Origin of the sequence: Pseudomonas sp. Sample_20, from assembly GCF_004307585.1 — a bacterium.
Lineage (GTDB): Bacteria > Pseudomonadota > Gammaproteobacteria > Pseudomonadales > Pseudomonadaceae > Aquipseudomonas > Aquipseudomonas atacamensis.
The window spans coordinates 19,150-39,431 of sequence record NZ_RCOA01000082.1 but is presented as its reverse complement, the minus strand read 5'-3'; the positions used below and the strand labels follow the sequence as shown (position 1 = coordinate 39,431).

Genomic DNA, 20,282 nt, shown 5'->3' with positions numbered 1-20,282 from the left:
GAAAGACTGATGACGGTTATGCGCAGAGTTTAGCTCAGCCCTTGAGCTTCTCGGCAATCCAGATCGTGTGGCGGGTGCCCTTGTTGCCGTGGGCGAAGACCTGGACTTCTTCGGCCTTGAAGCCGGCCTTCTTCAATTTGTCGGAAAACTGCCGGTCGGCGCTGGCCGACCACACCGCGAGCACGCCTTTGGGGCGCAGGGCCTTGGCGCAGGCATTCAGACCAGCGGCGGAGTACAGCCAACTGTTGGCCTTCTGGGTCAGGCCTTCGGGGCCGTTGTCGACGTCGAGCATGATCGCGTCGAAACCGTTCGGCTCGCTTTGCAGGACGTTGGCCACATCTTCCATGCGGATCACCGTGCGCGGATCGAGCAATGGCCGACCGGATTTCTCCCCGAGCGGGCCGCGATTCCACTCGACCACGCCGGGCACCAGCTCAGCGACCACCACTTCGGCGGACTTGCCCAGGTGCTTGAGTGCCGAGGCGAGGGTGAAACCCATGCCCAGGCCGCCGATCAACACTCGCGAATTCGGCCGGCCGGCGACCTTGCGGCAGGGAATCTCCGCCAGTGCGTCCTCGGAACCGTGCATGCGCGTGTTCATCAATTGCCCGCCGTCGCCGCCCTGGATCTTGATGACGAAGTCCTCGCCATACTCGAACAGGCACAGGGCACCGCCGTTTTCAGGGATCGGGGTGGTGTCGAGCAGAACGAAACGTTTCATGGAAATCTCTGAAGGGGGGAAGGCAAGCAGGCGCGTTGGGAGTAGCCTGAGCACAGACTAAAGGCCAAACGGAGCCCTTGATGAAGCGCACCATTCTAACGGTCATTACCCTGGCCGCGCTCGCGATTACTGCGGTGCAGGCCCAGCAGAGCGTTCCAGTCAGCCCGACGCCGCAACCCGGTTCGCCCGGCACTGCGACGCCGACGCCGTATCCGCAGATCACCCCGATCACCCTGCCCAAGTCGGGCGCCGGCAGCGGCAGCCCGCCGCTGGTACCGATCGAAATGCCCAGCCCGCCGAGCAAGGATCAACCGGTGCCGGGCATCGAGCCGAACGGCAACAAGGTCAAATCCCCCGGCGGTTAAACCTGTTGCGCGGCGAGTTGGCCGTCGGCCATGCGCAGGCGTTTGGACAGCGAGACGGCGAGGGCGCGGATGATCTTTGCGGCGATTTTCGGTGCGTCGTTGAGCATTTTTTCCAGCGAGTCCTTGCCCAGATTGAGCAACTGACAGTTGCTCGCCGCGATACACGTGGCTGAACGGCGTTCACCATCAAGCACGGCCATTTCACCGAAGGCCCGGCCGCTGCGCAGGGTGGCCATGGTCATCACTTGGCCGTCGGCGCCGGTTTTCTGCACGGCGACCTGGCCGGTGTGGATGATGCACATGAAACTGCCGGCATCGCCCTCGCGAAAAATCGCCTCGCCCTCAGCCACGGTGCTGATACTGAAATAGCCGGAAGCGGCCGCAAAGTCGGCCAGTTGCAATTGATCGAACAGGCCACAGTCCATCAGCCAGTCGCGGATTTCATTGTTCAGAAAGGTCGGTTCAGACATGTCGATGCGGTCTTTTTGTTATCACATTTCAAGGCTATACACGGATCCCGCAGGAATGGGCTTTTGTGGCGAGGGGATTTATCCCCGCTCGGCTGCGCAGCAGTCGCAAATCCTGCCAACTCGGTGCTTCAGGAATACTGAGTTTGCAGGTTTTGGGGCCGCTTCGCAGCCCAACGGGGATAAATCCCCTCGCCACAAGGGTCTGCAGTTAAGACCCAAGCCACCCACAGAGTTCCTCAGGCAATCCCCAAAACCTTGAACACAAATTCATATTCGAGCGCTACGTCACGTAATCCCTGATAGCGCCCGCTCATGCCGCCATGCCCGGCGCCCAGTTCGGTCTTGAGCAGCAGCACGTTGTCATCGGTCTTGGTTGCGCGCAATTTCGCCACCCACTTGGCTGCCTCCCAATACTGCACACGGCTGTCGTTGTAGCCGGCGATCACCAGCAGTGGCGGATAAGCCTGCGCGGTGACGTTTTCGTACGGCGCGTAAGCCTTGATCCGATCATAGACGTCCGGTTCTTCCGGGTTGCCCCATTCGTCGTATTCGGTGACGGTCAGGGGCAGCTCGGGGTCGAGCATGGTGTTGAGCACGTCGACGAACGGCACTTCGGCAATCGCTACGCCGAACAGATCCGGGCGTTGATTGAGCACCGCGCCGATCAGCAAACCACCGGCGCTGCCGCCGCTGATCGCCAGTTTCTCCGCCGTGGTGATGCCGTTGAGGATCAGAAACTCGGCGCAGGCGATAAAGTCGCTGAAGGTGTTGTGTTTGTGTTCCTGCTTGCCGGCGCGATACCAGGCTTCGCCCAATTCACCACCACCGCGTACGTGAGCGATGGCGAAGGCCATGCCGCGATCGAGCAGGCTCAGGCGGGCGTGGGAAAACCATGGATCGAGGCTGGAACCGTAAGCGCCGTAACCGTACAGATACAGCGGCACCGGTTTACCGACCATCTCGCGCTTCATCACCAGACTGATCGGCACTTGCGTGCCGTCCGGCGCGGTGGCCCATAGACGTTGGCTGACATAGGCGTCGGCATCAAATTGGCCGAGTACCGGAGTTTCCTTGAGCACCGTTTGCTCGCCGCTGGCGAGGATCAACTGGCGCACCTGGGCCGGGCGATTCAACGCTTCGTAGCGCAAGCGAATGCGATCGCTCTCGAATTCCAGGCTGTTTTGCACATGCAGACTGTAGGCCGCATCGGGCAACTGCACGCGATACGACGCCTGGTCCTGCGGGTGAACCTCAATGATCGGCAGGCCACCTTCGCGCAGGCTCAAGGTCATCGCCTCTGCGTTGAGGCTGACGCCGTCGAGCATCACATCATCGTTGTGCGGGATCAGGTTCTGCCAGTCGGCTTCGCTCGGCGGCACGCCAGTGTCCGTGGCCTGATACAGGGCGAAGTTGATGCCGTCGCGGTTGGTGCGGATAAACCAGGTCCAGACGCCAGCGAGCAGGCCGTGGTCGACGTCGTATTCGTGATCTTCGACCCGTGGCGCCAGGCAACTGAATGGCAGATGCGGCTGATTGGCGTCCAGCGCCCAGACTTCACTGGTGGTCTTGCTGCCCAGCGACAGCAGCAATTGCTGTTCGGAGCTGGCGCGGTAGCAATGCAGGAAGAACCGCCCGTCCGGCTCGTGAAAAACCTCTTCAGCGGCAGTGCCGTCGAGGCGATAGCGGAACAGTTTATGCGGGCGATGGGTGTCGTCGAGCACACCGAAAAACAGGGTCAGGCTGTCGTTGGCCCAGGTCATGCTGCCGTCGCAGTCCTCGAATTCCAGTTCGCTGACCCTGTCGTTGGACAGCTCTTTGACGAACAGCGTGTAGACCTCGTCGCCCGAAGCATCGACGCTGTAGGCCAGGCGCTGGTGATCGGGGCTGATGCTGAAAGCGCCGAGCGAGAAGAAGCCGCCATTGGCCAGCGCATTCGGGTCGAGCAGCAGCTGCTCGCGGCTTTCATCGAGGGTCAGGCTGTCGTCGGCAGGACGCGGGCAGCGATAGTGCCGGGCGTATTCGTCACCGGCGGTGGTGCGCGTGTAATACAGATAAGGGCCCCAAGGCGAGGGCAGTGACAGATCAGTCTCGAGAATCCGCCCCTTGATCTCATTGAACAGGCTTTCACGCAGCTCGGCCTGATCGGCGGTTTGCGCTTCCTGATAAGCGTTTTCAGCCTTGAGGTAGTCGAGCACCGCGTCGGTGTCGCGCTCCTGCAGCCAGGCATACGGGTCGGCGCCGGGCGCCCGCTGGGCAATCGGGGCAGTCATGACATTGGCGGATTCGGGCATGGGAGGCTCTCGGACAATATTCGGATAAAGGTTTCGCGTATTTTGAAACCGCCGCAAAGCCCTGTGGGAGCGAGCTTGCTCGCGAAGGCGTCCTGGCAGATGACTTTTGCTGCAATGACACACCGCATTCGCGAGCAAGCTCGCTCCCACAGGGATAACAGTGGCCGTCTGGTATTGGGACAAGCCGCATGGGCGAAAAGTCGTTACTATAAGCGCCTATTTGCCTGCCTTGCCATGGACACCATGACCGAGAACGACTATCTGATCGCCTGGGGCCTTTACGCCTTTGCCGCCGTGGGCTGCCTGCTGGTATGGATGCGCCTGACCACCTGGATGTGGCGCTGGCTGCGCGAGCCGCTGCGTGTGCTGATGGCGGTGTTGCTGTTCAGCCCGACCATCGTCGATCCGGTGAAAGCCAAAGTGGCACCGGCCATCGCCATCACCGCCCTGGACATGCTGTTCAAGGTCGGCAACAACGCCTGGCGCGCGGTTTCCGATCTGTTCATGTACGGCATGATCGCCTTCGGGGTGTATCTGGTTTTCGTCTTGATCCGCCTGCCGATCGAGCGCGCCTCGACAGCCCGGCGTGAACGCGCCGAGGCCGCCAAGGCCGCGGCCCGTGCCGAAGAGCGCGACGATGATCAACCGTTCGGCGGCGCCGGTGATGACCGCTACGGTCGCCCGCCAGTGCCGAACAATCCGCAGCGCATGCGGGTCGAGCCGCGTCTGTAACCCGAGAGTCCGCACATGTGTGAATTACTGGGCATGAGTGCCAACGTGCCGACCGACATCGTGTTCAGCTTCACCGGCCTGATGCAGCGCGGCGGCCGCACCGGACCGCACCGCGACGGCTGGGGCATTGCCTTCTACGAAGGGCGCGGCTTGCGTCTGTTTCAGGACCCGGCGGCGAGCAGCGAGTCGGAAGTGGCCAATCTGGTGCAGCGCTATCCGATCAAGAGCGAAGTGGTCATCGGCCACATCCGCCAGGCCAATGTCGGCAAGGTCTGCCTTTCCAACACCCACCCGTTCGTCCGCGAACTGTGGGGGCGCAACTGGTGCTTCGCGCACAACGGCCAGCTCGCCGACTTCACTCCGATCAAGAGTTTCTACCGCCCGGTCGGCGATACCGACAGCGAAGCGGCATTCTGCGACCTGCTCAACCGGGTACGCGCAGCCTTCCCCGAACCGGTGGATATCGAAGTGCTGCTGCCGGATCTGGTCGCGGCTTGCGCTGAATATCGCAGCAAGGGCGTGTTCAATTGCCTGCTCAGCGACGGCGACTGGCTGTTCTGTTACTGCTCGACCAAACTCGCTCAGATCACCCGCCGCGCACCGTTCGGCCCGGCGCGGCTCAAGGATGTCGATGTGATCGTCGATTTCCAGGCCGAAACCACGCCCAACGACGTGGTCACGGTGATTGCCACCGAGCCTTTGACCGAAAACGAAACCTGGACCCGCTACGAACCGGGCCAATGGAGCCTTTGGCGACGCGGCGAATGCGTCAGCCAGGGCAAGACCGAATAAGGATTTGCACCCATGTTGCTCAGTTATCTACGGCTGGTGTTGTTTGCGGCGGGCCTGTTGATCGGTGTCCAGGTGCCGGGGTTCATCAACGATTACGCGCAACGTGTCGAAGCGCACCTGATCGAAGCGCAGACCGGTCTGCGTGGTTTCCAGGGCACGGCGGATCAGTTTTTCAAAGGCGATATGCAGGCGCTGGTCGCACATTACCGGGCCAGCGAAGACCCGATTTTCCGCAGCGATGCCGACAGCCTGAACACCTTGCTCACGCGCCAGGTCGCGCTGGACAAGCAATTCCAGGCGATGCAAGGCCCGTGGTATGTGCGCTTCCTGCAAGTGGTGCTGGCCGCCGATCCGGATATTCGCAAGGAAACCTGGAACGGTTACAGCTATCAGATCCTGCTGACGCCCGAGGCGATGATCTGGGGCATGAGCGGCGCATTGCTGCTGTCGTTCGGCATCGAATGCCTGTTCCGCCTGATCGACTGGGTCGTCCTCGGCGGCCGCCGCCTGCGTCAGAGCCGACCGATCGAAGATCGCGACGTCCGCGGTTTGTAAGACCTGCTCAATCCCCTCTGGCAACAGCGGCTTTATGGCATGGGGATTCTGTGGCGAGGCTCTGTGGTGGGTGGGTACTGAGGTGAGTGGGTTCTGTGGTGAATGGGCTATGGGGGAGTAAGTTCTGTGGTGAATGAGTTCTGTGGCGAGGGGATTTATCCCCGTTGGGCTGCGCAGCAGCCCCAAAACCTGCAAATGCGGTACCTCTGAAAGACCGCGTTGGCCCCAATCACGACTGCTGCGCAGCCGAGCGGGGATAAATCCCCTCGCCACTAATCATCCAGTGAGGGTGATGCAGTCCTTGCCGACCTTGTGCGCATACCCCGCTAGCACCTGCTGACACAACGTCACAATCTCCTCGACCCACTCAACCCCGACCCGCCACGACACCACCACCGGCAGATTCGCCGGCCGCTGCTCGATGTCGAGCAAGATCAATTCGCCACGCGCCAGTTCCTCGGCCACCAGCACCGGCGGCAGCGCGCCGATACCGAAGCCATCGCGCAACAACCGGGTGATCGCTGACACCGAATTCACGCAATTCAAGCGTGGCGCCATGACGCCGTTGGCCTGCATCAGGGCGACGATATCCTGATGCGGCCGTGAGTTTTTCGAGTAGGTGATGATCCGCTCCTGCGCCAGTTCGGCGAGGTCGGCGTAGTCGCGGTTGTAGATCGAATTGCTGGCGACGATCCAGCCCAGCGGATGGCTGGCCAACTCCAGGCTGCGCACGCTTTCGTGGCGGATCAGATCGGTTTGCAACACCAGATCGAGAAAGCCCTTTTGCAGCTGATCGCAGAGGTTCAGCGCAGTATCCGCGACCAGTTCGATTTCCACCCGTGGGTATAGATCGGTCATCTGCGCCACCAGTGGGCTCAGCCACGTATGAATCACTGTGTCCATCACGCCGATACGCACCCGGCCGACCTTGCTCGAACGGGTTTCGATCGATTGTTTCAGCGCCGCCATGGTGTCGAGCATCTGCTCGGCATAGTCGAGCACCTTCAAGCCTTCCGGGGTCAGGCTGACGCCGCGTGAATCGCGCAGAAACAGCTTCACGCCCAGTTCGCCTTCGAGCACCGCAATGCGGCTGGAAATCGACGCCTGGGTGGTGAACAGCTTGTCGGCGGTCAGGCGAAAACTCTTCAGGCGCGCGACCCAGACAAAGGTCTCGAGAAACTTCAGATTCATGGACAAGGCTCGGCTGACAAATTTTTCTTATGCCTAAGGCGGGTTTTTATTCGTTGGACGGCGCAGGGCAGGGCGACGAAAAATCGGCGCATCCGGTTCCCACGATAGGCGTCGTCGGAGCTTCGAACAAGACCAATAAAAGCCCTGCGGAGATTTGCCATGAGTGCTCCCGACACCCTCCCGTTATCCAAGCCTGTGACGCGCCCCGGGCCGTTCGACTGGTATCGCAACATCAACCAGCAGGAGCGCCGCACGTTCTGGAGCTGCAAGATCGGCTACGGTCTGGACGGCATGGACACGCAGATGCTCAGCTTCGTTGTGCCGACGCTGATCGCAATGTGGGGCATCACCACGGGCGAAGCGGGGCTGATTCACACCAGCACCCTGATCGCCTCGGCGATCGGCGGTTGGGTCGCCGGGATCCTCTCCGACCGCATCGGCCGCGTGCGCACCTTGCAACTGACGGTGCTGTGGTTCGCCTTCTTCACCTTCCTCTGCGGCTTCGCGCAAAACTACGAACAATTGCTGATCGCGCGCACCCTGATGGGCTTCGGTTTCGGCGGTGAATGGACCGCCGGCGCGGTGCTGATCGGTGAAGTGATCCGCGCCAAGGATCGCGGCAAAGCGGTGGGCATGGTGCAATCCGGCTGGGCGCTGGGCTGGGGCCTGACGGCGATTCTGTACGCGTTGCTGTTCTCGGTGCTGCCAGCGGAAGACGCCTGGCGCGCGCTGTTCATCCTTGGCATCGTGCCGGCGATATTCGTGATTTTTGTCCGTCGCCTAGTAAAAGATCCGGAAATCTATCGCGAAGCCAAAGCCGCACAAACACCAGAGAACCCGGCGAAGTTCTACGAGATCTTTGCCCCCGGCATGCTCTTCACCACGTTTCGCGCTTCCTTGCTGACCACCGGTGCGCTGGGCGGTTACTACGCGATCACCTCCTGGCTGCCGACTTTCCTCAAGAACGAACGTGGCTTGAGCGTGCTCGGCACCGGCGGTTATCTGGCGATGGTGATCGTCGGTTCCTACGTCGGCTATGTGATCAGCGCGTATCTGACCGACCTGCTCGGGCGGAAAAAGAATTTCATCTTGTTCGCGGTCGGCTCGTTCACCATCGTTCTGCTCTACACGCAGATGCCGGTCAGCAACGGCGTGATGCTGTGGCTGGGCTTTCCGCTGGGCTTCTTCGCCTCGGGGATTTTCAGCGGCATGGGCGCGTTTCTGACTGAATTGTTTCCTACGCGGATTCGCGGCTCGGGCCAAGGTTTCTGCTACAACATCGGCCGCGCACTGGCGGCGTTGTTCCCGCTGTTGATCGGCCTGCTCAGCCAGAAAGTCCCGCTGAGCATGGGCATCGGCGCCTTCGCGGCGGTGTCTTACGGCGTGGTGATTCTCGCGGCGCTGAGCCTGCCGGAAACCCGTGGCAAGCAACTCGACGCGCAGTAACTGGTACCCTGCGCAGAAGTCTCCTACAGATAAAAAGACCAGCAGCTACAGGAGTGTTCACCGTGAGCCGCCTGCTATTGAATTGCGACATTGGCGAGAGCTTCGGCAGCTGGACCATGGGTCTGGATGCCGAGGTCATGCCCTTCATCGATTGCGCCAACATCGCTTGCGGTTTCCATGCCGGCGACCCGAGCATCATGCGCAAAACCGTGGCGCTGGCGCTCGAACACGGCGTGCAGATTGGCGCGCACCCGGCCTATCAGGATCTGGTCGGATTCGGCCGGCGCTCCATGGCCTATTCCGCGCAAGAGCTGCAAGACATCCTGCATTACCAGATCGGCGCCCTTGACGGCGTCTGCAAGGCGCAGGGCGGGCGTGTGAGTTACGTCAAACCCCACGGCGCGATGTACAACGACATGATGGCCAACCCGGCGCAATTGCGCGCGGTGGTGCAGGCCGTGGCCGCGTATGACCGCAGCCTGCCGCTGATGTTGATGGCGACCCGGGACAACGCGGCCGCGCAGCAGATCGGCGATGAATACGGCGTAACTCTTTGGTTTGAAGCGTTCGCCGACCGTGCCTACGACAGCGCCGGCCGGCTGGTCTCCCGGCAATTGCCCGGTGCCGTGCATCACGATGCCGAAAAAATCATCGAGCAAGCGTTGACCATCGCCCGTGGCGGCGAACTCAGCGCCAGCGATGGCAGCGCCTTGATCCTGCGCGCCAACACCTTGTGCGTCCACGGCGACAACGCCAGTTCCGTGGCCGCCGTGCAGCGCATTCGCCAGGCCTTGCAACAGTCGAGTGCGTCATGAACCCACGGATTGAAGTGGTGGCGCTCGACTGCCTGATGTTGCGTCTGTTCGATGACATCGCCGAAGCCAACATGCCGTGGATGCTCGCCGCCAGCGAGCGCTTGCGCACGGCGTTTGGTGCACAACTGATCGATCTGGTGCCGTCCTACACGACGTTGATGGTGCATTACGATCTGACGCTGTTGAGTCCTGCTCAGGCGCGTGATTTGATCGCCGAAGCGCTGGTCGATCTGGCGCCGAATGCGCGAAGCGCTGGGCAGTGCCACGTCTTGCCGGTCTGGTACGACTTGAGTGTCGGCCCGGAACTGAGCCTGTTGGCCGAACGCAGCGGGCTGGCGGTGAAGGAGGTGATTCGTCGCCACAGCGCACGGGAATATCAGGTGTTCGCCCTTGGCTTTGCGCCGGGTTTTGCCTTCATGGGCCTGGTCGAAGAAATGCTCGCCGCGCCGCGCTTGAACACACCGCGCAAGAAAGTCGCGGCCGGCAGCGTCGGTATCGCCGAGCGGCAGACCGCAGCGTATCCGGTGGTCTCACCCGGTGGCTGGAACCTGATCGGGCGCACCCCGGCAAAACTCTTCGATCGCCATCGCGACGGCTACAGCTTGATGCAACCCGGCGACACGGTGCGCTTCGAAGCGGTCGACCACGCCGAATTCATACGCTTGGGCGGCGACGACACTCCACTGGAGGCGTTGCCATGAGTCGATTGACGATCGAAGCCAGCACGCCGCTGTGCCTGTTGCAGGACGCCGGGCGGTTTGGCGTGCGACATCTGGGCGTGACCCAGGGCGGCGCGGCGGATTGGTGTTCCATGAGCTGGGCCAATTGGCTGTTGGGTAATGAACTGGATGCGGCGGTGGTTGAAATCACCCTCGGCGGGTTTGCTGTGGTGGCTGAGGAGGATTGCCTGCTGGCGCTGGCAGGAGCGGATCTCGGCGCGCAGATCGACGGCCAGCCGCTGGCGCCGTGGCGCAGCTTCCGGTTGGCGAAAGGGCAGACATTGCGCTTCACCCAGCCGTTGCTCGGCGCACGGGCATATCTGGCCGCACCCGGTGGTTTTACTGCGCCCAAGGTACTGGGCAGCAGTGCCACGGTACTGCGAGAAGAATTGGGCGGACTTGATGGCATGGGCCTTCCGCTCGCCAAAGGGGCGGCGCTCGGTTACAGCGGCGAAGCGTCAGCGGTGCGCGAAATGCCTTCGGCGCTGCGGCCGGATTTCAAAGCGCATGCGCCTTTGGACTTGGTGCTCGGCGCACAGATCGGCCAGTTCAGCGGGCAGAGCCTGTTCGATGTCTTCAACAGCGCCTGGACCATCGACAGTCGCGCCGACCGCATGGGCATCCGCCTGCTCGGCGCGGCGCTGCAATATCAGGGTGCGCCGATGATCTCCGAGGGGATTCCGTTGGGCGCGGTGCAGGTGCCGCCCGATGGCCAACCGATCGTGTTGCTCAACGATCGCCAGACCATTGGCGGATACCCGCGCTTGGGCGCGTTGACGCCGCTGGCACTGGCACAATTGGCGCAATGCCTGCCGGGAGCGAAGGTGAGACTGAGGCCGGTAGTGCAGGACGTCGCGCACCGCGAGCATGTCGAGTATTTGCAGCGCTTTAAAGATCGCTAAAAGCTTCGCGAGCAGGCTCGCTCCCACAGGTAAAAGCATTCCAATGTGGGAGCGAGCCTGCTCGCGAAGGCGTTCGTCGTGTTAACGATTACTTGGAAAGAAACCGCATCCCTTCCTCAAGCCCGCGCAGCGTCAGCGGATACATCTGATCCTCGATCAGATCGCGGACGATGTTGGTCGACGAGGTATAGCCCCAGGTATCTTTCGGATACGGATTGATCCAGATGAGCTTCTTGTATTTCTCCATGAAGCGCTGCATCCACACGTAACCCGGCTCTTCGTTCCAGTGCTCGACGCTGCCGCCAGCCTGAGTAATTTCGTAGGGCGCCATGGCGGCGTCACCGATGAAAATCACTTTGTAGTCGGCGCCGTACTTGTGCAGCAGATCCTGAGTCGAAGTGCGTTCGGAAGTGCGGCGCATGTTGTTCTTCCACACTGATTCATAAATGAAGTTGTGAAAGTAGAAGTACTCCAGGTGCTTGAACTCGGTCTTGCAGGCCGAGAACAATTCCTCACAGATCTTCACGTGCGCGTCCATCGAGCCGCCGATGTCGAACAACAGCAGCAGCTTCACCGTGTTGCGCCGTTCCGGGCGCATCTGGATGTTCAGCAGGCCGGCGTCCTTGGCGGTGTGGTCGATGGTGCCGTCGATGTCGAGTTCTTCCGCCGCACCCTGGCGAGCGAACTTGCGCAGACGACGCAGGGCGACCTTGATATTGCGTGTGCCCAGTTCCACCGAATCGTCGAGGTTCTTGTACTCGCGTTGATCCCAGACCTTGACCGCTTTGCCCTGACGCTTGCCGGCGTCGCCAACCCGGATGCCTTCAGGGTTGAAACCGCCGGAGCCGAACGGGCTGGTGCCGCCGGTGCCGATCCATTTGTTGCCGCCGGCGTGGCGTTCTTTCTGTTCTTCCAGACGCTTCTTGAACTCTTCGATGAGCTTGTCCAGCCCACCGAGGGACTGGATCTGCGCGCGTTCTTCGTCGCTCAGCGAGCGCTCGAATTCCTTGCGCAGCCAGTCCTCGGGAATCAGCGCCTGCAAGTGATCGTCGAGTTTCTCCAGGCCATTGAAGTAGGCGCCGAACGCGCGGTCGAACTTGTCGAAATGGCGTTCGTCCTTCACCAGGATCGCCCGCGACAAGTAATAGAACTCGTCCATGTCGGCGAAGGTCACGCGCTGTTTCAGCGCGTTGATCAGGTCGAGCAGCTCGCGCACCGACACCGGTACCTTGGCTGCACGCATTTCGTTGAACAGGTTGAGCAACATGGCAGCAGCCTCTTAGCGGGTGCCGCGCCGGCTCATGAACGCCAGGCGCTCAAGCAGTTGCACGTCCTGTTCGTTTTTCACCAGTGCGCCTGCCAGCGGCGGAATGGCTTTGGTCGGATCGCGCTCGCGCAGCACCGCTTCGCCGATATTGTCGGCCATCAGCAGTTTCAGCCAGTCGACCAGCTCGGATGTCGAAGGCTTTTTCTTCAGGCCCGGTACCTTGCGCACGTCGAAGAACACATCGAGCGCTTCGCTGACCAGGTCCTTTTTGATGTCCGGGTAGTGCACGTCGACGATTTTCTGCAGGGTAGTGCGGTCGGGGAAAGCGATGTAGTGGAAGAAGCAGCGGCGCAGGAAGGCGTCCGGCAGCTCTTTCTCGTTGTTGGATGTAATGATGATGATCGGGCGCTTCTTGGCCTTGATGGTCTCGTCGATCTCGTAAACGTAGAACTCCATCTTGTCGAGTTCTTGCAACAGGTCGTTGGGGAACTCGATGTCGGCCTTGTCGATTTCGTCGATCAGCAGAATCACCCGCTCCTCGGACTCGAAGGCTTCCCAGAGCTTGCCTTTCTTCAAGTAGTTGCGCACGTCGTGGACTTTTTCATTGCCCAGCTGCGAGTCGCGCAAACGGCTGACGGCGTCGTACTCGTACAGACCCTGATGGGCCTTGGTGGTGGACTTGATGTGCCAGGTGATCAGCTTGGCACCGAACGACTCGGCCAGTTGCTCGGCGAGCATGGTCTTGCCGGTGCCCGGCTCACCCTTGACCAGCAGCGGCCGTTCCAGGGTGATGGCGGCGTTGACCGCCAGCTTCAGGTCATCGGTGGCGACGTAGGCCTGGGTGCCTTCGAACTTCATCTGCAAATCCTCGAACGGTAACGCTGACCTTACGGGCAGGGCGGGGCGAAATAATCGGATAGCCCGACTATAACGCGCACGCCGGTCGACTGTGAACGCAGACGGCTTATTCAGTCTCTGAATGGAGCGTCACATGTTGACTCAGTCTCGGCGGATGGCCAGCATTCCGGTATCGCCGATTTGGCGATAGCCTTTCTGGCTCGGTTAGTAAAAAGGCAGAAAATCGATGTTACCCATGAAACGGCCGCGTCTGCGATCTGCGCACGTCCTGCCGGATTTCAGGTTGGCGCTGACATTTATCAATGGTCAGGAACTGACAGTTGATTTGGGGACGGATATTCATACTTATCCAGGTTTGCGGCCACTGCTTGATCGCGAAGTCTTTGCGACTGCCGCAGTCGGGGACGAGGGTTGGATCGTTGAATGGATTGAACCCGACGTACAGATCGGTGCAGACACCTTGTATATGGATGCGCTAGCGCAAAATGCCCAGGATGAGAACACGCGCATTTTTATCGATTGGCGCGCCCGTACCGGACTTTCTCTCAATGATGCGGCCGAAGCGCTCGGTGTGAGCGCTCGCAGCATCAGCCGTTACAGCAATGGGCGTGAAGCAGTGCCACGTTCTTTGGCGTTGGCCTGTCTGGGCTGGGATTCGCTGCAACAGCGTTCATCGATAGCGGCCGAAGACACAGGTCGATATGTCGTCAACCGCAAAAATTAATCCTCATCTGGCTTCGGCCGTTCGTACCGCGCATTGAATGCCTGGATGAAGCCATTGCGCAAAATCTGCAAAAACGCTTCGAAGGCGTTGACGTTCTGCTGGTGAACATTGCCGCTGAGTTCGACGCGGGTGGCGAACTGGTTTTTGTTCTGGTTTTTCAGCACGGTCTCGGTGCCGCCGACCAGCGCTTCCCAGATTGAGCGGAACAGGCCTTTGTTCTTGTTTTCGACGTCTTGCTGCCAGTTGAATACATCGACGTCGCGCAGCAGGGGTTTGATGTAGCCGGTGAGTCGGGCTTTCTCTGCCTTGGCTTCGATAACCACATCGCCGTGGCCGGCGTTGAAATCGAATTTGCCGTAGGCGGCGGCGAAGTCGTTCATGCGTTTGAGCTCGATGTCACGGGCGCGCAGGCGGAATTCGAAGTCTTCGAAGTTGCTCAGTGGATCGAAGGTGGCGGTGGTTTCCAGCGGCGCGTGGCCCAGCAGCAACGCCTTGCCTTCAAAGCGCGCGTCGCGTTTGCCTTCCTTGTCGACCACATTGGTCAGGTTGTAGATGCTGGCGTTGACGTTGCTGGCGTTCATGTTCACCGGCGGCTTGGAATTGAAGTTGCGGAAGGTGATACGGCCGTCGTTGATCTGCACTTCATCGAGGGTGATCGGCAGCAGCTTGCCCAATTGTTCACGCCAGTCGGTGCCCTGACCGGTCTGCGAGTTCTGCTTGTTGGGGCCGCCGTCGACGAAATTGATTTCGGGGTTGAGGAATTGCACCTGCGCGACCACGGCATGGTCGTACCACAGCGAATGCCAGCTCACCGACAGGTCGATCAACGGCGCATCGACGAACGGCACCGGGACCTTGCCATCGACCTTGACGATTTTCAGGCCGTTGATTTTGTAGGCGCCGCGCCATAGCGCGAGATCGACATCGGTGATCTGTCCACGGTAATCGCCCATGTCCGCGAGCTTGTCATTGAGGTAGTCGCGTACCAGATAGGGCAGGGCGAAATGCAGGGCGACCAGCAGCACCACGACACCCGCCAGGGTCCAGAGCGGCCAGCTGTAACGACGTTTCATGCCATTGTTCCTTCAAGAGTGTTGCTTGACGATTCAAAGCGATTGACTCCGCGCGTTTGCAGACGTTCGACCCGACTGGACTGTGATCGGCAACGGGCTTACCTTGGAAGGCTGAATTCAACGCTGCATAAGGACCCAGCCATGAGCCGTATTTACGCTGACAACGCCCACTCCATCGGTAATACGCCGCTGGTCCAGATCAACCGCATCGCGCCGCGCGGGGTCACCATCCTGGCCAAGATCGAGGGGCGCAACCCCGGTTACTCGGTCAAATGCCGAATCGGCGCCAACATGATCTGGGACGCCGAAAGCAGCGGCAGACTCAAGCCGGGCATGACCATTGTCGAGCCGACTTCCGGTAACACCGGTATCGGTCTGGCCTTCGTTGCCGCTGCGCGTGGCTATAAATTGATGCTGACCATGCCGGCGTCGATGAGCATCGAGCGCCGCAAGGTTCTGAAAGCCTTGGGCGCGGAACTGGTGTTGACCGAGCCGGCCAAGGGCATGAAGGGCGCCATCGAGAAAGCTGCGGAAATCGTCGCCAGCGATGCCGACAAATACTTCATGCCGGCGCAGTTCGATAACCCGGCCAACCCGGCGATTCATGAGAAGACCACCGGCCCGGAAATCTGGAACGACACCGACGGCGCCGTGGATGTGCTGGTGGCTGGCGTAGGTACCGGTGGAACCATTACCGGTGTCTCGCGGTATATCAAGAACACCGCCGGGAAACCGATTCTGTCGGTGGCCGTCGAGCCGGCGTCTTCGCCAGTGATTACGCAAGCGTTGGCCGGTGCCGAGATCAAGCCGAGCCCGCACAAGATTCAGGGCATTGGCGCCGGTTTTGTGCCGAAGAATCTTGATCTGTCGATGGTCGATCGCGTCGAACAGGTGACCGATGAAGAATCCAAGGCCATGGCTTTGCGCCTGATGCAGGAAGAGGGGATTTTGTGCGGGATTTCCTGCGGTGCTGCCATGGCGGTGGCGGTGCGTCTGGCGGAGAAACCAGAGATGCAGGGCAAAACCATCGTCGTGGTGCTGCCGGATTCGGGCGAGCGTTATCTGTCGAGCATGCTGTTCAGTGACCTGTTTACCGAGCAGGAGAACCAGCAGTAAGCCTGTTGATTCAAGTCAGCCAAGGTTCAGGCGCTGCATGTTAATAAAGGCTTTGTTGCGTAATGCTTAACACTGAATCTTGTGTCAGGCGGGTTTTTCCCGGAGCCGGTAGTGTTTATCATGGCCGGCTGCCATGCCGGGAAAAGGGCATTGCGCAGCGTTGTCTTTATTCAAGGAGTCGTTGATGACCGTTTCGTTTGCCGCCAAGGCGTTTGTGCTGTTGCTGTTTCTGGGCAGCACGCTCTATGTGCATTTGCGCGGCAAGGCGCGTTTGCCGGTATTGCGCCAGTTCGTCAACCACTCCGCACTGTTTGCTCCGTACAACGCGTTGATGTACCTGTTTTCCGCAGTGCCATCCAGACCGTATCTGGATCGCAGCAAGTTTCCGGAGCTGGATGTACTGCGCGACAATTGGGAAACCATTCGCGACGAAGCTATGCACCTGTTCGACGAAGGCTACATTCGCGCCGCCGAGAAGAACAATGATGCGGGTTTCGGTTCGTTCTTCAAGAAGGGCTGGAAGCGGTTCTATCTGAAGTGGTACGACAAACCGCTGCCGTCGGCCGAAGCCCTTTGCCCGAAAACCGTGGCGCTGGTCAGTGCCATACCCAACGTCAAGGGCGCAATGTTCGCGCTGCTGCCGGGCGGCAGTCACCTCAATCCGCACCGTGACCCGTTCGCCGGCTCCCTGCGTTATCACCTCGGCCTGTCGACACCCAACTCCGATGATTGCCGGATCTTCGTCGACGGTCAGGTCTATGCCTGGCGCGACGGCGATGACGTGATGTTCGACGAGACTTACGTGCACTGGGTCAAGAATGAAACCGCTCAGACTCGAGTGATTCTGTTCTGTGACATCGAACGCCCGCTGAGCAACCGCCTGATGACCCGCATCAATCGCTTCATCAGCGGCTGGCTCGGCCGCGCCACCGCGCCGCAGAATCTTGATGATGAACGCGTTGGCGGCATCAACCAGGCTTATGCCTGGAGCAAGAACTTCAGCGACCGTTTCAGCGGCGTGGTCAAGCAGTGGAAGCGCCGGCATCCCAAGGCCTACAGGGTAATGCGCCCGGTGCTGGCGGTGTTGGTGCTGACGTTGCTGGGGTATTGGTTGTTTGGTTGACGCTGGCTCAGAAATAAAAAACCGCTCCTCAGGAGCGGTTTTTTCACAATCGGCCAGCGGCCAGCACCGAGGGCTCATCTTCGATACCGGTGATCAGCAGTTGCAACAGACGCCGTTGATTAGCGGTCAATTCATGATCAGCCAATCTTTTAGTTTTCAGCGATCTGACCAGTGCTTCGGGAGGTCTATGTTTCGCTTTTTTCATGTTGCCTCCCGCTTTGATCAGTGATTGATTGGCTTTCACAGTACTGGATTCTCCAAGGTTTTGACAAGGCGGCCTTCGATGTCGAAGCTGAAACCCAGCTTCTGATAAACGGGTATCGCACCGTCCAGCGGCTCTTGTATTTCGATAACATCGCAGCCAACGAAATGCGCGTATTGCTCAATTACCATCATCGCTAGTAGTCCTATGCGATTTTTCAAAGGATGTGTTCCGCCAGGACGCCCTTCCAATCTCACAACTCGTAATCTTCGTCGACTATTGTTCGGGTTTGCAAAACACAGGCCGCAGAGCTGCCCGGCGAACCAGATAGAAATGTCCAATGCGCGTGGCTCACGTGATTTCCACGCGATGACTTCATGCCAGAAAAAGCAGGGTTCTTCCCATGTTTCAAAAGCATGAAGCGCATGCCTGTTTATCGGTTCGAATTGAATTAGGGATACATCCATAATCGAAGCGTCGGCCGCCTTGAGTTGGCCTTGTAAGCCGGCAATCTGCGAAGCGGCCCGCTTCCTCGCCTCTGACCGATAAACCTGATACCGCAAATACGTCCGTTCCGTTGGCATGTGATCTCTTGCATTCCATGTCTCCTGACAATCCGTTGCCACGCCAATAACCCTAACCACCCGGCGCCGCACTGTCGCTACCGGCCCATTGCCCAAGTCATTGCAATCTGTGTCCCGGGCTGGTTATAGTCAGCCCGCTTGAGCGCCATGCTCACGCCTTCATTTCCTCAATAAAGATCAGCATCCATGCCTGCATCCCTCATCAACGCGGTAGTCGATTCAGCGGTCAACGCTGGCGTCGTGCCGTGCGGGAATCGGCAGTCTGTGCAGATCAGTCATTACCCTCCACCTGTCAGTAGCACGCCGGTGTGCGCAGTCGTTTCGCCGCCGGGCGTTGGTGTGCGGGGTTGATCGGCAGTTTCTGCTGACCCCTGCGCCCGCCAGAACAACCTACTGAATTTCAGCTTCGGCTGAGTTGGCTTCTTGCCTGACTACAGGTGGTATTCATGTTTGTCCTTTCGAAACAATCCGCGCTCGCGGCGACGTCGACGAGCCTGTTCGTTCTGCTGTGGAGCAGCGGGGCGATTTTCTCCAAGTGGGGCCTCGCCCATGCTTCGCCCTTTGCCTTTCTGCTGATTCGCTTCGCCATCGCCCTGTGCGGGCTGGTCTTGCTGGCGCCGTTGCTGAAATTGAAGTTGCCCAAGGGCGGCAAGCCGATGCTGTTCGCGATCGCCACGGGACTGGTGTTGCTCGGGGCCTATCAGATCTTTTATCTGCTGGCGCTGGATTGCAAAGTCACGCCGGGGGTAATGGCGACGATCATGGGCGTTCAGCCGATCCTCACCGTGGTCTTGATGGAACGGCAGCGTTCGGCGAGCCGCCTGTTCGGCCTGGCGCTGGGCCTGGCCGGGCTGGTCATGGTGGTTTATCAAGGGATCGGTCTGGCGGGAATGTCCTGGGCCGGCATGCTGTTCGGTTTGCTGGCGCTGGCGAGCATGACGCTCGGCTCGATCATGCAAAAACGCATCACCGACAATCCGCTCGGCACGCTGCCAGTGCAGTACCTGGCCGGCCTGTTGCTGTGCGCGATTTTCGTACCGTTCCAGCCGTTTCACTTCGAACACAGCGCAGGCTTCATTGTCCCGGTGTTATGGATGGGGCTGGTGGTTTCAGTGCTGGCGACGCTGTTGCTGTATCGACTGATCGCGCGGGGCAATCTGGTGAATGTCACCAGCCTGTTCTATCTGGTGCCGGCGGTGACGGCGGTGATGGATTACCTGATTTTCGGCAATCGGCTGGCGGCGTTGAGCGTGTTGGGAATGCTGCTGATTATTGTCGGGTTGGTATTTGTGTTCCGTAAAACCGGATAGCCGATAGGCAGGTGGCGCTTGTTGCGCCGCCTTTCGCGAGCAGGCTCGCTCCCACATTGGAATGTATTTTTCTGTGGGAGTGAGCCTGCTCGCGAATATCTGCGGCAGAAAATCTAACGGACTGACATCTTTGCAGGCTTCACCACCGCCGGCTTCAACACCAGCCACAACGCCGCCGCAATCAGCACCCCGCCGTAAATGTGCGCCATCGACAACGGCTCATCCAGCAACAACGCCCCCCACAACACGCCGAACGGCGGGATCATGAAGGTCACGGTCATCGATTTCACCGGGCCGATCGAGCTGAGCAGGCGGAAATAGATGATGTAGGCAAACGCCGTGCAACCCAGGCCCAGGCCGAGCAGTGACAGCCAGACCTGCCAGCCGCCCCAGCTGACCGGCGGCGCGGTGATGGTGCTGTAGGCGAACAGCGGCAGCAAAAACAACGTCGCCCCGAGCATGCTGCCCAGTGCCGACAAACGGCTGTCCAGCCCACCGGCCTGATCCAGCCAGCGCCGTGCGAGGAATCCGGCAAAGCCGTAGCAAGTGGTCGCCAGCAGGCAGGCGACCGCGCCCATCAGCAGTTGCAGATCGAAGGCTACGGGACCGGCACGCGTCAGCACACCGACGCCGAACAGACCGAGGAACACGCCGCTGAGCTTGGCCGCTGTGAGTTTTTCGCCGAAAAACAGGCCGCCAATCAGCACGCCCATCAGTGGCGTGGTGGCATTGAAGATCGCCGAGTAGCCGGCCGGCAATACTTGCGCCGCCACCGAATACAGCGTCGCCGGAATCCCCGAGTTGATTACGCCCAGCAGCATCACGGTCTTCAGCTTGCCCTTGAAATCCCAGCTGATGCGCATCAGCCCAAGGATCACCAGCAGCCCGGCAGCCGCGATCGACACGCGAAAGAACCCGGTCGGGATCGTGCCGATCACCGGGGCAATGATGCGCATGAACAGAAAACTCGCGCCCCAGATAGCGGCCAGCGACAACATACGGAAAATATCGACAGGGCTCACGGCG

General features: G+C 60.1%; 22 protein-coding genes. 12 read left to right on the top strand and 10 right to left on the bottom strand.

The window, feature by feature from the left end:
* Positions 1–34: 34 nt before the first annotated feature.
* Positions 35–721, bottom strand: coding sequence for an MnmC family methyltransferase (locus tag D8U70_RS17565; RefSeq protein ID WP_016771229.1), 687 nt, complete (start codon positions 719–721; stop codon positions 35–37).
* An 80-nt stretch (positions 722–801) separates the two neighbouring features.
* Between D8U70_RS17565 and D8U70_RS17560 the strand changes: the two genes are divergently transcribed.
* Positions 802–1,086 carry a hypothetical protein gene (locus tag D8U70_RS17560; protein WP_016771228.1) on the top strand — a complete coding sequence of 95 codons (285 nt, stop codon included), beginning with the start codon at positions 802–804 and terminating at the stop codon, positions 1,084–1,086.
* Here D8U70_RS17560 and D8U70_RS17555 read toward each other — a convergent pair.
* Positions 1,083–1,556: a cyclic nucleotide-binding domain-containing protein gene (locus D8U70_RS17555; RefSeq protein ID WP_130929402.1), complete on the bottom strand. Its 474-nt coding sequence runs from the start codon at positions 1,554–1,556 to the stop codon at positions 1,083–1,085. The genes D8U70_RS17560 and D8U70_RS17555 overlap by 4 nt on opposite strands.
* A gap of 236 nt (positions 1,557–1,792) precedes the next feature.
* Complete coding sequence (locus tag D8U70_RS17545; RefSeq protein WP_130929401.1) at positions 1,793–3,847, bottom strand: S9 family peptidase; 2,055 nt, start codon at positions 3,845–3,847, stop codon at positions 1,793–1,795.
* Between the two features lie 234 nt (positions 3,848–4,081).
* Here D8U70_RS17545 and D8U70_RS17540 point away from each other — a divergent pair, with 234 nt between their 5' ends.
* From D8U70_RS17540 to D8U70_RS17530, 3 genes are read left to right on the top strand one after another with little or no spacing between them, the layout of a single operon-like run.
* The gene (locus tag D8U70_RS17540) at positions 4,082–4,579 is read left to right on the top strand and encodes a hypothetical protein (protein ID WP_016771225.1); all 498 of its coding nucleotides are present in this window, start codon (positions 4,082–4,084) and stop codon (positions 4,577–4,579) included.
* 15 nt (positions 4,580–4,594) lie between these two features.
* The gene (locus D8U70_RS17535) at positions 4,595–5,371 is read left to right on the top strand and encodes a class II glutamine amidotransferase (RefSeq protein WP_024012022.1); all 777 of its coding nucleotides are present in this window, start codon (positions 4,595–4,597) and stop codon (positions 5,369–5,371) included.
* 12 nt (positions 5,372–5,383) lie between these two features.
* Positions 5,384–5,926, top strand: coding sequence for a DUF2937 family protein (locus D8U70_RS17530; protein WP_016771223.1), 543 nt, complete (start codon positions 5,384–5,386; stop codon positions 5,924–5,926).
* 276 nt (positions 5,927–6,202) lie between these two features.
* Here the strand turns inward: D8U70_RS17530 and D8U70_RS17525 are convergent, their stop codons facing one another.
* A complete protein-coding gene (locus D8U70_RS17525; protein ID WP_071174694.1) occupies positions 6,203–7,117 on the bottom strand; it encodes a LysR family transcriptional regulator in 915 nt (304 codons plus the stop codon).
* 159 nt (positions 7,118–7,276) lie between these two features.
* On the opposite strand from D8U70_RS17525, the gene D8U70_RS17520 reads away from it, so the two are divergent.
* The 4 genes from D8U70_RS17520 to D8U70_RS17505 all read left to right on the top strand — a co-directional run bounded on the left by D8U70_RS17520 (position 7,277) and on the right by D8U70_RS17505 (position 10,999).
* Positions 7,277–8,563 carry an MFS transporter gene (locus D8U70_RS17520; protein ID WP_071174695.1) on the top strand — a complete coding sequence of 429 codons (1,287 nt, stop codon included), beginning with the start codon at positions 7,277–7,279 and terminating at the stop codon, positions 8,561–8,563.
* 62 nt (positions 8,564–8,625) lie between these two features.
* Complete coding sequence (locus D8U70_RS17515; protein ID WP_130929400.1) at positions 8,626–9,378, top strand: 5-oxoprolinase subunit PxpA; 753 nt, start codon at positions 8,626–8,628, stop codon at positions 9,376–9,378.
* A complete protein-coding gene (locus tag D8U70_RS17510) occupies positions 9,375–10,079 on the top strand; it encodes an allophanate hydrolase subunit 1 (protein ID WP_130929399.1) in 705 nt (234 codons plus the stop codon). The genes D8U70_RS17515 and D8U70_RS17510 overlap by 4 nt, the downstream gene beginning before the upstream one ends.
* Positions 10,076–10,999, top strand: a complete 924-nt coding sequence (locus tag D8U70_RS17505) for a biotin-dependent carboxyltransferase family protein (protein WP_130929398.1) — start codon at positions 10,076–10,078, stop codon at positions 10,997–10,999. Before D8U70_RS17510 ends, D8U70_RS17505 begins: the two co-directional genes overlap by 4 nt.
* 88 nt (positions 11,000–11,087) lie before the next feature.
* On the opposite strand, the gene D8U70_RS17500 is transcribed toward D8U70_RS17505, so the two are convergent.
* Positions 11,088–12,266: a VWA domain-containing protein gene (locus tag D8U70_RS17500; protein WP_016771218.1), complete on the bottom strand. Its 1,179-nt coding sequence runs from the start codon at positions 12,264–12,266 to the stop codon at positions 11,088–11,090.
* Positions 12,267–12,278: 12 nt separating this feature from the next.
* Complete coding sequence (locus D8U70_RS17495; protein ID WP_007911294.1) at positions 12,279–13,124, bottom strand: MoxR family ATPase; 846 nt, start codon at positions 13,122–13,124, stop codon at positions 12,279–12,281.
* Positions 13,125–13,350: 226 nt separating this feature from the next.
* On the opposite strand from D8U70_RS17495, the gene D8U70_RS17490 reads away from it, so the two are divergent.
* Positions 13,351–13,848 carry a helix-turn-helix domain-containing protein gene (locus tag D8U70_RS17490; protein ID WP_110645012.1) on the top strand — a complete coding sequence of 166 codons (498 nt, stop codon included), beginning with the start codon at positions 13,351–13,353 and terminating at the stop codon, positions 13,846–13,848.
* Here the strand turns inward: D8U70_RS17490 and D8U70_RS17485 are convergent.
* Positions 13,845–14,921: a DUF748 domain-containing protein gene (locus D8U70_RS17485; protein ID WP_016771215.1), complete on the bottom strand. Its 1,077-nt coding sequence runs from the start codon at positions 14,919–14,921 to the stop codon at positions 13,845–13,847. The two genes, D8U70_RS17490 and D8U70_RS17485, sit on opposite strands and share 4 nt — an antisense overlap.
* A 141-nt stretch (positions 14,922–15,062) precedes the next feature.
* On the opposite strand from D8U70_RS17485, the gene cysK reads away from it, so the two are divergent.
* Positions 15,063–16,037 carry a cysteine synthase A gene (cysK, locus tag D8U70_RS17480; RefSeq protein ID WP_016771214.1) on the top strand — a complete coding sequence of 325 codons (975 nt, stop codon included), beginning with the start codon at positions 15,063–15,065 and terminating at the stop codon, positions 16,035–16,037.
* Positions 16,038–16,221: 184 nt separating this feature from the next.
* Positions 16,222–17,160: an aspartyl/asparaginyl beta-hydroxylase domain-containing protein gene (locus D8U70_RS17475; protein WP_041478836.1), complete on the top strand. Its 939-nt coding sequence runs from the start codon at positions 16,222–16,224 to the stop codon at positions 17,158–17,160.
* A 43-nt stretch (positions 17,161–17,203) separates the two neighbouring features.
* Here the strand turns inward: D8U70_RS17475 and D8U70_RS17470 are convergent, their stop codons facing one another.
* Both D8U70_RS17470 and D8U70_RS17465 read right to left on the bottom strand, forming a co-directional pair.
* Positions 17,204–17,404: a hypothetical protein gene (locus tag D8U70_RS17470; protein ID WP_071174699.1), complete on the bottom strand. Its 201-nt coding sequence runs from the start codon at positions 17,402–17,404 to the stop codon at positions 17,204–17,206.
* Positions 17,401–17,946 carry a hypothetical protein gene (locus tag D8U70_RS17465; protein ID WP_130929397.1) on the bottom strand — a complete coding sequence of 182 codons (546 nt, stop codon included), beginning with the start codon at positions 17,944–17,946 and terminating at the stop codon, positions 17,401–17,403. The genes D8U70_RS17470 and D8U70_RS17465 overlap by 4 nt, the downstream gene beginning before the upstream one ends.
* A 446-nt stretch (positions 17,947–18,392) precedes the next feature.
* On the opposite strand from D8U70_RS17465, the gene D8U70_RS17460 reads away from it, so the two are divergent.
* Positions 18,393–19,256, top strand: coding sequence for a DMT family transporter (locus D8U70_RS17460; RefSeq protein WP_071174701.1), 864 nt, complete (start codon positions 18,393–18,395; stop codon positions 19,254–19,256).
* Positions 19,257–19,369: 113 nt separating this feature from the next.
* Here the strand turns inward: D8U70_RS17460 and D8U70_RS17455 are convergent, their stop codons facing one another.
* Positions 19,370–20,278 carry a DMT family transporter gene (locus D8U70_RS17455; protein WP_110645017.1) on the bottom strand — a complete coding sequence of 303 codons (909 nt, stop codon included), beginning with the start codon at positions 20,276–20,278 and terminating at the stop codon, positions 19,370–19,372.
* Between the last annotated feature and the right edge of the window lie 4 nt (positions 20,279–20,282).

Coding starts and splice junctions, on each gene's coding strand:
- D8U70_RS17540 (WP_016771225.1), top strand. CDS start 4,082: ATGGACACCATGACCGAGAACGACTATCTGATCGCCTGGGGCCTTTAC.
- D8U70_RS17500 (WP_016771218.1), bottom strand. CDS start 12,266: ATGTTGCTCAACCTGTTCAACGAAATGCGTGCAGCCAAGGTACCGGTG.
- D8U70_RS17565 (WP_016771229.1), bottom strand. CDS start 721: ATGAAACGTTTCGTTCTGCTCGACACCACCCCGATCCCTGAAAACGGC.
- D8U70_RS17525 (WP_071174694.1), bottom strand. CDS start 7,117: ATGAATCTGAAGTTTCTCGAGACCTTTGTCTGGGTCGCGCGCCTGAAG.
- D8U70_RS17460 (WP_071174701.1), top strand. CDS start 18,393: ATGTTTGTCCTTTCGAAACAATCCGCGCTCGCGGCGACGTCGACGAGC.
- D8U70_RS17505 (WP_130929398.1), top strand. CDS start 10,076: ATGAGTCGATTGACGATCGAAGCCAGCACGCCGCTGTGCCTGTTGCAG.
- D8U70_RS17520 (WP_071174695.1), top strand. CDS start 7,277: ATGAGTGCTCCCGACACCCTCCCGTTATCCAAGCCTGTGACGCGCCCC.
- cysK (WP_016771214.1), top strand. CDS start 15,063: ATGAGCCGTATTTACGCTGACAACGCCCACTCCATCGGTAATACGCCG.
- D8U70_RS17475 (WP_041478836.1), top strand. CDS start 16,222: ATGACCGTTTCGTTTGCCGCCAAGGCGTTTGTGCTGTTGCTGTTTCTG.
- D8U70_RS17555 (WP_130929402.1), bottom strand. CDS start 1,556: ATGTCTGAACCGACCTTTCTGAACAATGAAATCCGCGACTGGCTGATG.
- D8U70_RS17535 (WP_024012022.1), top strand. CDS start 4,595: ATGTGTGAATTACTGGGCATGAGTGCCAACGTGCCGACCGACATCGTG.
- D8U70_RS17495 (WP_007911294.1), bottom strand. CDS start 13,124: ATGAAGTTCGAAGGCACCCAGGCCTACGTCGCCACCGATGACCTGAAG.
- D8U70_RS17485 (WP_016771215.1), bottom strand. CDS start 14,921: ATGAAACGTCGTTACAGCTGGCCGCTCTGGACCCTGGCGGGTGTCGTG.
- D8U70_RS17545 (WP_130929401.1), bottom strand. CDS start 3,847: ATGCCCGAATCCGCCAATGTCATGACTGCCCCGATTGCCCAGCGGGCG.
- D8U70_RS17560 (WP_016771228.1), top strand. CDS start 802: ATGAAGCGCACCATTCTAACGGTCATTACCCTGGCCGCGCTCGCGATT.
- D8U70_RS17510 (WP_130929399.1), top strand. CDS start 9,375: ATGAACCCACGGATTGAAGTGGTGGCGCTCGACTGCCTGATGTTGCGT.
- D8U70_RS17465 (WP_130929397.1), bottom strand. CDS start 17,946: ATGCCAACGGAACGGACGTATTTGCGGTATCAGGTTTATCGGTCAGAG.
- D8U70_RS17530 (WP_016771223.1), top strand. CDS start 5,384: ATGTTGCTCAGTTATCTACGGCTGGTGTTGTTTGCGGCGGGCCTGTTG.
- D8U70_RS17490 (WP_110645012.1), top strand. CDS start 13,351: ATGTTACCCATGAAACGGCCGCGTCTGCGATCTGCGCACGTCCTGCCG.